The organism is Brachyspira intermedia PWS/A, from assembly GCF_000223215.1.
In the GTDB taxonomy this organism is placed as follows: Bacteria; Spirochaetota; Brachyspiria; order Brachyspirales; family Brachyspiraceae; genus Brachyspira; species Brachyspira intermedia.
Genome location: NC_017243.1, coordinates 1542981 through 1555759 on the forward strand (window position 1 = coordinate 1542981; position 12779 = coordinate 1555759).

General features: G+C 28.1%; 13 protein-coding genes. 8 read left to right on the forward strand and 5 right to left on the reverse strand.

Features of this window, described 5'->3' with window-relative positions; translation table 11 throughout:
• Nucleotides 1-110 precede the first annotated feature (110 nt).
• The 5 genes from BINT_RS06775 (at nucleotide 111) to BINT_RS06795 (ending at nucleotide 6285) form a co-directional block, all read left to right on the forward strand.
• Nucleotides 111-356, forward strand: a complete 246-nt coding sequence (locus BINT_RS06775) for an OadG family protein (protein ID WP_020063515.1) — start codon at nucleotides 111-113, stop codon at nucleotides 354-356.
• A 39-nt stretch (nucleotides 357-395) separates the two neighbouring features.
• Complete coding sequence (locus BINT_RS06780) at nucleotides 396-2198, forward strand: biotin/lipoyl-containing protein (protein ID WP_014487816.1); 1803 nt, start codon at nucleotides 396-398, stop codon at nucleotides 2196-2198.
• A 33-nt stretch (nucleotides 2199-2231) separates the two neighbouring features.
• Nucleotides 2232-3608, forward strand: a complete 1377-nt coding sequence (locus BINT_RS06785; protein ID WP_014487817.1) for a sodium ion-translocating decarboxylase subunit beta — start codon at nucleotides 2232-2234, stop codon at nucleotides 3606-3608.
• A 315-nt stretch (nucleotides 3609-3923) separates the two neighbouring features.
• Nucleotides 3924-4862 carry a glycosyltransferase family 2 protein gene (locus tag BINT_RS06790; protein ID WP_014487818.1) on the forward strand — a complete coding sequence of 313 codons (939 nt, stop codon included), beginning with the start codon at nucleotides 3924-3926 and terminating at the stop codon, nucleotides 4860-4862.
• Complete coding sequence (locus BINT_RS06795) at nucleotides 4852-6285, forward strand: glycosyltransferase family 39 protein (RefSeq protein ID WP_014487819.1); 1434 nt, start codon at nucleotides 4852-4854, stop codon at nucleotides 6283-6285. The genes BINT_RS06790 and BINT_RS06795 overlap by 11 nt, the downstream gene beginning before the upstream one ends.
• Nucleotides 6286-6448: 163 nt before the next feature.
• On the opposite strand, the gene BINT_RS06800 is transcribed toward BINT_RS06795, so the two are convergent.
• Together BINT_RS06800 and BINT_RS06805 are read right to left on the reverse strand one after the other, a co-directional pair.
• The gene (locus tag BINT_RS06800; protein WP_014487820.1) at nucleotides 6449-7411 is read right to left on the reverse strand and encodes a DUF2156 domain-containing protein; all 963 of its coding nucleotides are present in this window, start codon (nucleotides 7409-7411) and stop codon (nucleotides 6449-6451) included.
• Nucleotides 7412-7482: 71 nt separating this feature from the next.
• On the reverse strand, nucleotides 7483-8040 hold the full coding sequence (locus tag BINT_RS06805; RefSeq protein ID WP_014487821.1) for a flavodoxin family protein: 558 nt from the start codon (nucleotides 8038-8040) through the stop codon (nucleotides 7483-7485).
• 131 nt (nucleotides 8041-8171) lie between these two features.
• On the opposite strand from BINT_RS06805, the gene BINT_RS06810 reads away from it, so the two are divergent.
• From BINT_RS06810 to BINT_RS06820, 3 genes are all read left to right on the forward strand, one after another.
• Complete coding sequence (locus BINT_RS06810) at nucleotides 8172-8510, forward strand: winged helix-turn-helix transcriptional regulator (protein ID WP_014487822.1); 339 nt, start codon at nucleotides 8172-8174, stop codon at nucleotides 8508-8510.
• A gap of 77 nt (nucleotides 8511-8587) precedes the next feature.
• Complete coding sequence (locus BINT_RS06815) at nucleotides 8588-9628, forward strand: RluA family pseudouridine synthase (protein WP_041177316.1); 1041 nt, start codon at nucleotides 8588-8590, stop codon at nucleotides 9626-9628.
• A 95-nt stretch (nucleotides 9629-9723) separates the two neighbouring features.
• Nucleotides 9724-10152, forward strand: coding sequence for a PepSY-like domain-containing protein (locus BINT_RS06820; protein WP_014487824.1), 429 nt, complete (start codon nucleotides 9724-9726; stop codon nucleotides 10150-10152).
• Between the two features lie 66 nt (nucleotides 10153-10218).
• Here BINT_RS06820 and BINT_RS06825 read toward each other — a convergent pair whose 3' ends face one another.
• From BINT_RS06825 to modA, 3 genes are read right to left on the reverse strand one after another with little or no spacing between them, the layout of a single operon-like run.
• Nucleotides 10219-11271, reverse strand: coding sequence for a sulfate/molybdate ABC transporter ATP-binding protein (locus tag BINT_RS06825; RefSeq protein WP_014487825.1), 1053 nt, complete (start codon nucleotides 11269-11271; stop codon nucleotides 10219-10221).
• Nucleotides 11272-11289: 18 nt separating this feature from the next.
• Nucleotides 11290-11958: a molybdate ABC transporter permease subunit gene (gene modB, locus BINT_RS06830; protein ID WP_014487826.1), complete on the reverse strand. Its 669-nt coding sequence runs from the start codon at nucleotides 11956-11958 to the stop codon at nucleotides 11290-11292.
• Between the two features lie 4 nt (nucleotides 11959-11962).
• Nucleotides 11963-12754 carry a molybdate ABC transporter substrate-binding protein gene (gene modA / locus BINT_RS06835; protein WP_014487827.1) on the reverse strand — a complete coding sequence of 264 codons (792 nt, stop codon included), beginning with the start codon at nucleotides 12752-12754 and terminating at the stop codon, nucleotides 11963-11965.
• Nucleotides 12755-12779 lie beyond the last annotated feature (25 nt).

The window sequence follows — 12779 nt, forward strand, 5'->3', positions numbered from 1 at the left end:
AAATATATTGTGATATTAAAGCTATATTTTGTAGTAAATTTACTTGTATATAAGCAGGAAATAATGTATAATTAAGCAATTAAAATTTTTGAATAATAGGAGTGTTTTTAATGAATAGTAGTATTATAGAAGCTCTACAAATAATGCTTATAGGTATGGGCGTTGTTGTATTGTTTTTAATTATATTAGTTTTCGTTATGAAATTTGTAGCTGGTATAGTAGCACAAGTAGATAAATTAATGCCTCCTCCTAAGGAAGAAATATCTGCAGCTCCACCAGTTATATCATCAAGTAATGATAAAATGGTAGCTATTGCCATTGCTTTAGCACATGTTCATAGCAGTAAATCTAAATAATTATTCTAATTTTTTATCAAGTAATAAGGAGAAATAATAATGGCTAAAAAAGAAATAAAATTTATGCTAACAGCATTCAGAGACGGTTTCCAATCTGTTTATGGTGCTAGAGTATTATCTAAAGATTTTATGCCGGCTGTAGAAGCATTCGTTAAAGCCGGAGTTACATATTTTGAATCAGGCGGCGGTGCAACATTCCAAAGTGCATTTTTCTATAATAATGAAAATGCTTTTGATGTAATGGATACTTTCAGAAAAACTGTAGGTCCTGATGTAAACTTACAAACTTTAGCAAGAGGTGTTAACGTTGTAGGTTTGGAATCTCAGCCTAGAGAAATGATTAAGCTTCATGCTGATTTATTCAAAAAACATGGTATTACAACTATTAGAAATTTTGACGCTTTAAATGATGTTAATAACCTTATTTTCAGCGGTAAATGTATTAAAGAAGCAGGATTAAAACACCAAGTATGTGTTAGTATGATGGCACTTCCTCCAGGATGTGAAGGTGCACATGATGCTGCTTTCTATGGAAAAGTATTAACTCAAATCAAAGATAAAGTAGATTTTGATTCAGTATGTTTCAAAGATGCTTCAGGTACTACAACTCCTCAAGTAGTTTATGATACTATTAAAGAAGCTAGAAGAATATTAGGTAAAGATGTACATATACAAATGCATAGCCATGAAACTGCAGGTATAGGTGCTGTTCAGTACAGAGCTGCTTTAGATGCTGGTGCTGATTGTATAGACCTTTCAGCTGCTCCTGTATCAGGCGGTACTTGTCAAACAGACTTAATAGTTATGTGGCATGCTTTAAGAGGCACTGAATATACTCTTAATGTAGATATAGATAAAATCAGAGAAGCTGAAGAAGTATTCAAAGAATGTATGAAAGATTATTTCTTACCACCTGAAAGTAGAACAGTAGAGCCAATGATTCCATTCGCTCCAATGCCTGGTGGTGCTTTAACAGCTAATACTCAAATGATGAGAGATATTAATGTTATGAACAGATTCCCTGAAGTTATTAAAGCTATGACAGAAGTAGTTAAGAAAGGCGGTTTTGGTACTTCAGTAACTCCTGTATCTCAGTTCTATTTCCAACAAGCATTCAATAATGTAATGCAAGGTGAATGGAAAAAGATTGCTGACGGTTATGGAAAAATGGTATTAGGTTATTTTGGTAAAACTCCTTCTACTCCAGACCCAGAAATCGTAAAAATAGCTAGCGAGCAATTAGGTTTACAGCCTACTACTGAACTTGCTATGGATATAGATGATAAAAACCCTAAAAAAGGTAGAAAAGCTGCTGAACAGGCTTTAAAAGATGCAGGTATTACAGATCTTTCTGATGAGAATGTATTCATTGCAGCTGCTTGTAAAGAAAAAGGTATTCAATTCCTTAAAGGCGAAGCTAAACTTGGTATTAGAAAGAATGCAGGCGGTGCTTCTGAAGGTGTTAAAGCAACAAGCAATGAAGTTACTGTTACAGTTGGCGGATCAAGCTATGGTATAAAAATAGAAAATGGAAAAGCTATAGTTGATGGAGTAAGCTATGATTATACTATTAAAGATGGTATAGTTGCTGGTGCTGCTCAATCTGCTGCTCCTGCTTCTAGCGGTGCTGCTACTCCTGTTACTGCTGGCTTACCTGGTACAGTATTAAAAATAGTTGCTCCTGTTGGAACACAAGTTCAAGACGGAACTACTATATTAATAGTAGAAGCTATGAAAATGGAAGTTGAAATAAAATCTTCTGCAAGCGGAGTAGTTAAAGAAGTAAAAGTTAAACCGGGTGATGCTGTAGTTGCAGGTCAGGAATTGGCTATAGTTGGCTAATAGATAGATGCTGATTTTAAGGAGATAAAAATAATGAGAAAAATATTTTTAGTATTTGCACTTATCTTTATGACAGCATCTGTTGTGTTGCCTCAAGAAAGTGCTCAAGAACCTCTTAATATAAAAGATTCGCTTATTTCTTTGGTGAGAAATACTGCTTTCGGAGGTTTATTTCCTAGAAGCGAAAAAGAAATAGCAGATGCTCAGGTTAAAGCAGAAAAGAGTAAACAAGAAAAATATCAAACTAAATTAAATGATATAAAAGTAAAATCCGCTCCATTATGGCAGAATGCTATAATGATTTGTGTTGGTTTGCTTTTGGTTTATCTTGCTATAGCTAAAGGCTTTGAACCGCTTCTTCTTATCCCTATAGGTATGGGAGGAATTTTGGCTAATATTCCTATTGCCAATATTGCGGCTTTACCAGTAGTAGAGATTATGAATGGTATACCTGTTACTATAAGCAGCGGCGGTTTTTTAGGTCAGATATATACTTTTGGTATTGAATCAGGTTTATTCCCATTATTCATATTCATTGGTGTTGGTGCTATGACAGACTTCGGTCCGCTTATTGCTAACCCTAAAACTGCTTTATTAGGTGCTGCTGCTCAAATAGGTATATTCGGTACTTTATTAGGTGCTATGATAATATCTACATACATACCAGTAATTTCTTTCTCATTGAAAGATGCCGCTTCAATAGGTATTATTGGAGGTGCTGACGGCCCTACAGCTATATTTACAGCTTCAAGACTTTCACCTCATTTATTGGGTGCTATTGCTGTTGCTGCTTATTCATATATGGCTTTAGTACCTATAATACAGCCTCCTATTATGAAATGGTTAACTACTGAAAATGAAAGAAAAATCGAAATGAAACAGCTTCGTCCTGTTAGTAAAAGAGAAAAAATCATTTTCCCTCTTACTGTTATAATACTTGTTGCTTTATTATTACCAGATGCTGCTCCTTTAATTGGTGCTTTAATGTTTGGTAATTTAATTAAAGAATCTGGTGTTACTGAAAGACTTTCTAAAACTGCCCAAAATGAGTTAATTAACATAGTTACAATAATGTTAGGTTTATCTGTTGGTAGTAAATTGGCTGCTGATAAATTCTTACGTTTTGAAACATTGGGTATATTAGTATTAGGTTTAGTAGCATTCTCAATGGGTACAGCAGGCGGAGTACTTCTTGCTAAATTTATGAACTTATTCAGCAAAGACAAAATCAATCCTCTTATCGGAGCTGCTGGAGTATCAGCTGTTCCTATGGCTGCAAGAGTTGCTAACAAAGTTGGACAGGAATCTAACCCTCATAACTTCTTACTTATGCATGCTATGGGTCCAAACGTTTCAGGAGTAATTGGTTCTGCAGTTGCTGCTGGTGTACTTTTAGCTATATTAGGTTAATAGTTTAGACTTGAATTAAATATTAAAAGGTGTAAATCTTATGATGATTTGCACCTTTTTTATTCATTTTATATTGATTTTTTTTTAATATATATTATACTCTACAAATATAATTTAAGGAATAATTTGATGTCAGCAAACAGCAAACAGCAAACAGCAAACAGCAAACAGCAAACAGCAAACAGCAAACAGCAAACAGCAAACAGCAAAATTCTAAATTAATCAATAATAATTTCTCTCTTACTTTAGCACAAATTCGTTTTATTTTTTCGTTGCATTTTTATTTATATAATATTTTTTTATAGGTGCGGCATTATGAAAATAACCATAATAGTACCTTGTTATAATGAAGAGCTTGTTATAGAAATATTATATAAAAGATTGATTAATGTACTTTCTAATTATAATGATTATGAAATAATTTTTATAAATGATGGAAGTAATGATAATACAGAATATATAATAGATAAATATAGAAAAGAAAATAATAATATAAAACTTTTTTCTTTTTCAAGAAATTTCGGTCATCAGGCTGCTGTAAGTTGTGGTATTCTAAATTCTTCTGGTGATATAGCTATAATAATAGATGCTGATTTACAAGATCCTCCAGAACTTATACCTTCTATGATAGATGAATATATAAAATCAAAATCTAACGTTATATATGCAAAAAGAATTTCTAGAGAAGGTGAAAATTTTTTCAAAAAAGTAACTGCCAATCTATTTTATAGATTAGTTAATTTATTATCGGATATTAAATTTCCTATAGATACAGGAGATTTTAGACTAATAGATAAAAATATAATTGATGCCTATAAACAGTTTAAAGAAAATCCAAAATATATCAGAGGATTAATTAGCTGGATGGGATTTAAACAACAGCCATTTTTATATAATAGAAAACCTAGAGAAGCAGGTAAAACTAAATATACTTATAAAAAAATGTTTAATCTAGCTTTAACAGGTATAATATCATTTTCAACAAAACCTTTGAGAATATCTTTAATTTTAGGCATTTTATCTATACTTTGTGGTGTTATATTATCTCTATATGTATTTATAAAATATTTCTTTTTTAATGCAGATATTATAAAAGGCTGGGCTTCTATAATGATAACTGTTATTTTTATGGGAGGAGTTCAACTTTTAAGTTTATCTGTAATTTCTGAATATTTATCAAAAATATATGAACAAATAAAAAATAGACCTGAGTTTATTATAAAAAGTAATAGGGAGACAAATTATGAAAAATAATATTAAAAGATTTACAAATACAATAATAAGTAATAAAATTTTTTTAATTTCATTTATTTTGATAATATTATCATATATACTAAGAACTATATTATTAATTTTCACTACTTTAATAGATGATGAAGCATATTATGCATTATGGACAAAACATTTACCATTTGGCTTTTTTGACCATGGTGCTGGTATAGCTTTTTTTATGAAGTCAAGTATGATTATATTTGGAAATACTGGATTTGGTGTAAGATTTGGCAGTATTATTATAAGCATATTAGTTTCTGTTTTATTATATTTATTTTTGAGAAAAGAAAAAGATGAAAATACTGCTATTATTTCTGTTATACTTTTTAATACTATACCATTCTTTGCTGGACTTTCTTTGATTGTAACCATAGATACCCCTATGTTTTATTTTTTATTATTAGCTATAATGGCTTATTATAAAGCAATTTATTCTAACAAAAATTATTTTTATTTGGCTGGTTTTTTATTTGGTTTTAGCTTACTTTCTAAAGAGGGTGCTATATTTGTAGGTGCTTCTATATCTTTTTTTACACTAATTTCAAAAAATAGAAAATCTATATTTTCATCTAAAGAATTTTATTTATCATTTATCGTTGCTGCTATAGTTTACAGTCCTTTTATTATATATAATTTTCAAACTGATTTTACATTTATAAAATATGCATTAGACAGACAGCTTCAAAAACCAGGAAGTATTAATAGAACTTTAGATTTTTGGGGAGCACAAATAGGATTATATAGTCCATTATTTTTTATATTATTTTGTTATTTAATAGTAAAAGTGTATATAGATTTTTTTAAGAAAAAAGAAATAGAAAATAATTTCTATTTTGCTCTCATATCACTATTGCCATTCATTTATATACTGCAGAAATCTTTCAAAAATAAATTAGAAGCAAATTGGGCTTTATTTATATATGGAGGAGGTATATTTTTAGTATCATATTATATATCTAAAAATTGGAATAAAAAATATATTAGGAATTTATTTTTAGCTAATATATTATTTTGTAATATAGCTGTATTAATAATAATATGTCAGTATTTTTTTGCAATCATACCAATAAAAGGTGATCCTACTGATAGATATTATAAATACAATGCTATAAGATATGATTTAAAAGACTATTATGATTCTTATATGAATAAAGATATAAGAATTTTTGGTTTAAATTATCAAATACCTTCAATGATTAATTTTTATATACATCCTGAAAAAGAATCTGTATGTTTAAATTGGGGTACATATCATCCTACTGTATTTGATTTTTGGTATAATGATAAAGATTTTTTAGGAAATGATTTGTATCATATAACTACATCATCTGATACAAATTTTATTTCTAAATATTTTGATAATGTTGAATATATTACAAACTTCCAATCATACAGAAAAAAATAAACGGAGAGGTTATATATTTAGATAATTTTTATTTGTTTTTATGTAGGAATTATCATGGTAAAGGTATAGACTATATTTATAAAAGTGAAAAAATACAATTTTAATATTTTATATCTGCTCATTATATTATTTTTCTAATAAAATGAGCAGATTTTTTATTTTATTAGAAATCTGTACAGAAACCTTTATATTTCTCTATATATCCTACAGGATTATATGACATTTTTGCTTTTCTAAGTCCTAAATCTCCAACGTCCTGCTCTCTATTAACGAATTTAAATCTTTCATAATCACTTACATAATTTTTTAAATTCTCTAAAAACATTCTGTTTATAGCTTGATATGTTCCTTTGTAATTCCTATCTCCTCTTTCAGAGTGAACTACAATAGTATCTCTCATACTTAAATCAGCTATTGTGTATGCTACTATTTTATTGTCTATATAAATAGCTCCACCTATTATATTATTTATTATATCCCAATTACCAAGCAAAGTTTTTATCATTATAGTATCTGCTTCGGCTCTTACTTCATGGGTTAATAGTTTAGTACTGTCAAAAGTTTCACATTCTTCTGCATTATTTTCATTTAAAGCAGCATTGTTTTTTTTCTCTTCCTCTTCCCATTTAGCCTCGAAATCAAGTATATCATTTATTACAGTTTTATCATTTATTGGAACATATTTAAATTCGTTTTTAAGAAATTGATTATATAAATTTTTCTTATTATGAAATTTTTTACCGGGTAATGTTACTAATTCATTAAAATCGTATAAGTATTCCCATTCATCTCTAGTTTCTTTTACTTTTATTTTAGTTGTTTTCTCCCAAAATAAAGCGAGTTCTTTAGGTATTCTTATTATAGTTTCACCTGAAATTTCACAAGGGCTAAAATCAGTGCAGAAGTTAGTATTAAACCAATCGCCGACTGGAGCCCAATATATAGTGTATGGTGATTTTTGTCTTATCCAAACTAGCTTTTCAGTAAATGCCCATTCAAGCATATATATATCTTTTAATCCAAGCAAATTCATAAATGTATAATCAGCAGATTGCTCCGGAGTCATAGAAAAATATTTATGATAAAGTTCCTGTTTTTCTAATGAAATAGGTTCAAAATTAATCATGTATTAAAAATCCTTATTTTTTAAATTTATTGACTATAAATTATATATTAAAATGAATTAATGTAAATGATTTAAATTATAGCTTTTCCCATTTCAAATGCTTTATTTAAAAATTCATCTTTTCCTTTTATATCTCCTATATTAAATACTCCTCCTGCAATTAAATAACCTAAATCTTTCCAGCCCAAGTAATTTAATAAAGATTGATAATATTCTATAACTGGTTTAGAATTGTTATCATCATTTCCTTCTGCTGCCATAAGCATAAAACATTCTTTATATGGTGTTTTATAATTAGGGTCTATTTCAGTAACAGCGAATATTCTGTCTATAAATATTTTTAATTGAGCTGAGAAAGACCAATAATACATAGGTGAAGCTAGTACTAATATATCAGCTTCTTTATAATGCGGGTATATTTTATCCATATCATCTTTTTGAGAACAAGGACTATCAGGATTTTTACCTCCTTTTAAACAGCCTTTACAGCAATGTATATTCATTCTGTCCAAATCGAATTTTATTATATCATTTCCATTTAGTTTGGCTCCTTTAGTAAATTCTTCTATCAATGCAGAAGTATTACCATTTAATCTAGGGCTTCCATTTAAAATTAATATTTTTTTCATTTTTTACTCCTATATACTAAATTGTTATTTATATTGCTATTTTATTATTATATATTATAATTATCAAGTACTAACAAAAATGTTATATACTAACTAAAAGTAAAGTGTAAAATAACCATAAAGGATAATATATGAAAAAAGATAATAGCAAATTGAAAGAAAAATATATGGAAGATACAGGTTTTGCTTATACTATGTCATTAATATCAGGTAAATATAAAATGATAATATTATATATATTGTCAGAATTAAATGTAGTGAGATATAATGAATTAAAAAGAATAATATCTAATATATCTCATAAAACATTGAGTTTAACTTTGAAAGAATTAGAAAAAGATGATTTAGTTGCTAGGAAAGAATATCCTCAAATACCTCCAAAAGTAGAGTATAGCTTATCTAAAAGAGGTAAATCATTAATACCAATATTGGATGCTATATGTGTGTGGGGCGAGAAGAACAGAAAATAATAATTAATTAATATTTAATTTTTATTAGCAATAATAATAAATATTTTGACAATTTTTTCTACTATTAGTATAATCATATTCATGAGAAAGAAAAAAATAAATTAAATGAAAATATAGAAGAATTATATAAAAAATCTGTAATAAGAAAATGCCGTATAGAAGAAGATGTTGAAGAAAATACCAGATTAGATAAATATATGGGAGATAGATTTTCTTATTATTCAAGAAATAAATGGCAGGATTTAATAGGTCAGGGTTTAGTTCTTCTTAATAATAGTAAAGTAAAATATACAAGAGTAGTAAAAAAAGGCGATGAGATAGCCTATCATATCATAGGAATGAAAGAGCCTGAAGTAGATAAAAATGTTTCTATAGTGTATGATGACGGTGATTTAATTGTAGCGAATAAACCTGCTAATTTACCTGTTATACCATCTGGAAAATATTATCATAACACACTTCATACTATTGTTAAAAATATGCTTAATAGCAATATAAATATGCTAAATAGGATAGACAGAGAAACCAGCGGATGCGTAGTTCTATCAAGAAGCAGTAAATCAGCATCGAATTTTTGTGCTATGCTTGCAGGAAGAAAAGTAAATGGGAAGCAGTATAAAAGAAATTCAATAAAAAAGACATATATCGCCATAATAGAAAATGCCAAAGATATAGAGGATAAATTCACTGTTGAAGGCTATATGCTTGAAAGCGGACATGAATATTACAGAAGATTTCAAACACTCCATAAAGAAAATATAGAAGGTTCAAAATATTCAAAAACTTCTTTTAAAACTATAAAAAGAATAGGAGATTATGCTGTTGTTATGGCTAGGCTCTATACTGGAAGAATGCATCAGATAAGGGTGCATTTATATTCCAAAGGCTTTTTTATGGTAGGTGATAAAATATACGGTAAATACGGCCCTAAAGTTTTCGATGATTTTATAGAAAAAGGTATTATTCCAGAAAATTTTTTCAATAGACAGGCATTACATGCCTATAGTTTAAAATTTAATCATCCAATTACTGATGAAATAATCAAAGTAAAAGCTCCTTTACCCAAAGATTTAAAAGAATTAATTAAAAAAATAAAAAATAATGTAAAAAATAAGTAAAAATATTGTAAATAAACTTGACAAATATTGTAAAAGTGCTATACTTATAATTGTAAAGATAATTTACATATATCGATATTTAAGGAGAGTGAATCATGAAAAAATTATCTATCTTTTTAGCATCATTATTTATTTTATCAGCTTCAAGCCTTTTTGCCGACATGGTAGTTCCGCCTTCAGCATTGCCTCAGCAAGCAACTTCATTTATACAGAGAGTTTTCCCTGGTACTCAAATTTGGAAAGTTGAAAGAGACGGAAGAAAATTCGATGTTCAATTATCAAATGGAGTATCTATAGACTTTTTAGCTAATGGTGATTGGGAAAATATAGACAGTGAATATGCTCCTATACCAGATGCTGCTTTCCCTGCTGCTGTTATACAGGCAGTAAAAAATGCATATCCTCAAGCTGCTGTTATAGATGCAGAAAAAGAGTGGGGCAACTATAAGTTAAAATTAAATAATATGATGGAGCTTATGGTAACAGGAAACGGACAGATTATGAGACAAAAATTCGATGACTAATTTTTGATAATTAATGATGTATTTAAATAAAAGCGGTTGGATTTTTACTAATCTTGCCGCTTTTATTTATTTTAAAAATATTATATCATCAGTATTAAATGATAAATTTATTTCTTTTCCAAGTTCATAATCATTTTTATATTTATTTTTATCTAATCTCCAAGTTATTTGATTTTCACTGTTATTAGGAACTAAAGTAATAATATAAGAAAACATATCTTCTGTGATATTTGTTATTTTTGATTTTATATATATATTATTTTGTTTATTATCATCATAATCAAAAAAAGAATAAGGACGCATTCCAATATAGTTTGCATTTTCTATATTTTCTAAATTATTATTTTTTATTTCTAAAATAATATTCCAATCAATGCATTCTATTTTTGTATTTTCTAATATTTTTATTTTTGAAAAATTTTTATATCCTGTAAGAAGTGCTGAGAAATATGTTTTAGGATTTTCAAAAAGATTATATTTAGAATCTATTATATCGAATTTACCTTTATTAATTATTCCTATATTATCTGATAATCTATATACTTCATCTCTGTTATGTGATACGAATAGAGTAGTGCCATTAAATTCTTTTATAGTTGATAGTATAAATTTTTCTAGTTCCCATTTTATATGATAGTCCAAAGCACTCAAAGGTTCATCAAGCATTAATATATTTGGAGATGATACAAATATTCTTGCTAATGCTGTTCTTTGCTGTTCTCCTCCTGATATTTCTCTTGGTCTTTTATTTTTTATATGATGTATAAAAAATTTTTTCATGATATATTCAATATCAATATTATTTTTTTTATCTCTTATACCGCATTTAATATTTTCTTCAACAGTCATATTTGGAAATAAGGCATAATTTTGAAATAAAAAACCTACATTTCTTTTTTGAGGCTTTATATTAATATGTTTCTTAGAATCATAAAAAACGTTCCCATTGCATTCTATATATCCGCTGTCTGGTTTTTCTATTCCAGCAATGCATTTTAAAGCCATACTTTTACCGCTGCCTGAAGCTCCCAAAATAGAAAATACTCCGCTTTTCACTTCAAACTGCAAATCTAAATCAAAATTAGACAGCTTCTTTTTTATATCAACTATTAAACCCAATATTAAACCTCATATATTTTATAATCTCTTTTTTATAGTATCAGAAAGAGGAAGTATAACATTCATCATCATTATACTTACAAATGATATTAATACAATTACCATAACCCATTTAAAAGCTAATTCTCTATCCCCAGCTTGAACAGCTGTATATACGGCTAATGACATTGTTTGAGTTTTATTTGGTATGTTTCCTGCTATCATTATAGTTGCACCAAACTCTCCCAAAGCTCTAGTAAATGATAGTATAGTTCCTCCTAGTATAGAATGCCAAGTGTTTGGAAGTATTACTCTCCAAAATATCCAATTTTCTGATTTTCCTAATGTTCTTGCTGCATTGATTATATTTTTATCTATTTGCTCGAATGCTCCTTTTGAAGTTCTATACATCAATGGAAATGATACTATAAATGAAGCTAATACTGCACCTCTTAATGTAAATACGAAAGGAAATCCTAATTTATCAACTATGCCTCCTATAAAAGAGTTTCTTCCAAAAAATAATAAAAGAAAAAATCCAACTACTGTAGGAGGAAGTACAAGAGGAAGCGTGAATATTATATCAAATAGAGATGAAAATTTTTTGATTTTTACCACTATAATAGCGGCATATATTCCTACAAAAAAAGTTATTATTGTAGAATATAATGCCGTTTTTATAGATAAAATTAATGGAGAATATTCCATAATCTTATTTTATTACAGTAAATCCATAATTTTTAAATGCTTCAGCAGCTTTATCATTAGATATATAATCTATAAACTTTTTAGCTTCTTCTTTATTTGCTGAAGATTTTACTATAGCTATAGGATAAATAACTTTTTTATGAGTACCTTCAGGAGCTTCCGCTATTATATTAATGTCATTTGCTATTTGAGCATCTGTAGCATAAACTATACCGCAGTCAACTTCTCCAGTGCGAACCCAAGAAAGTACATTTCTAACATCAGAACCATAAACAGCTTTTTGTTTAACTGTATCTAATATAGATAAATTACTTAATATTTCTTCAGAATACTGTCCTACAGGTACGCTTTTTGGCTCTCCTAATCCTATTTTAGTAACATTGGCATTTGTCATATCTGTGAATGATTTTATATTTAAATTTGAATTTGTTGGAGATATTAACACAACTTTATTTTCAAGCAAATCTTTTCTTGTATCGGTATCAATTAAATCTTTTTCCTGTAATGCATCCATTTGTTTTTGAGCAGCAGAAAAGAAAATATCAGCAGGTGATCCAGCTTCTATTTGTGTTTGTAATGCTCCGGATGAAGCAAAAGAGAATGTAACAGTTGTTCCTGTTTCTGTTTTATAGTTATTAGCTAATTCAGTAAGTACATCTGTTAAGCTTGCAGCAGCTAATACTAATATCTCTTTATTTTCTGTATTAGTTTTTGATGTATTATCTGCAGTATTTGAAGAACCGCATGATATAAATAAATAAGATATTAATAGAGTTATAAATATGATTTTTTTCATAGTAACACCTTTTAATTTATTTTGT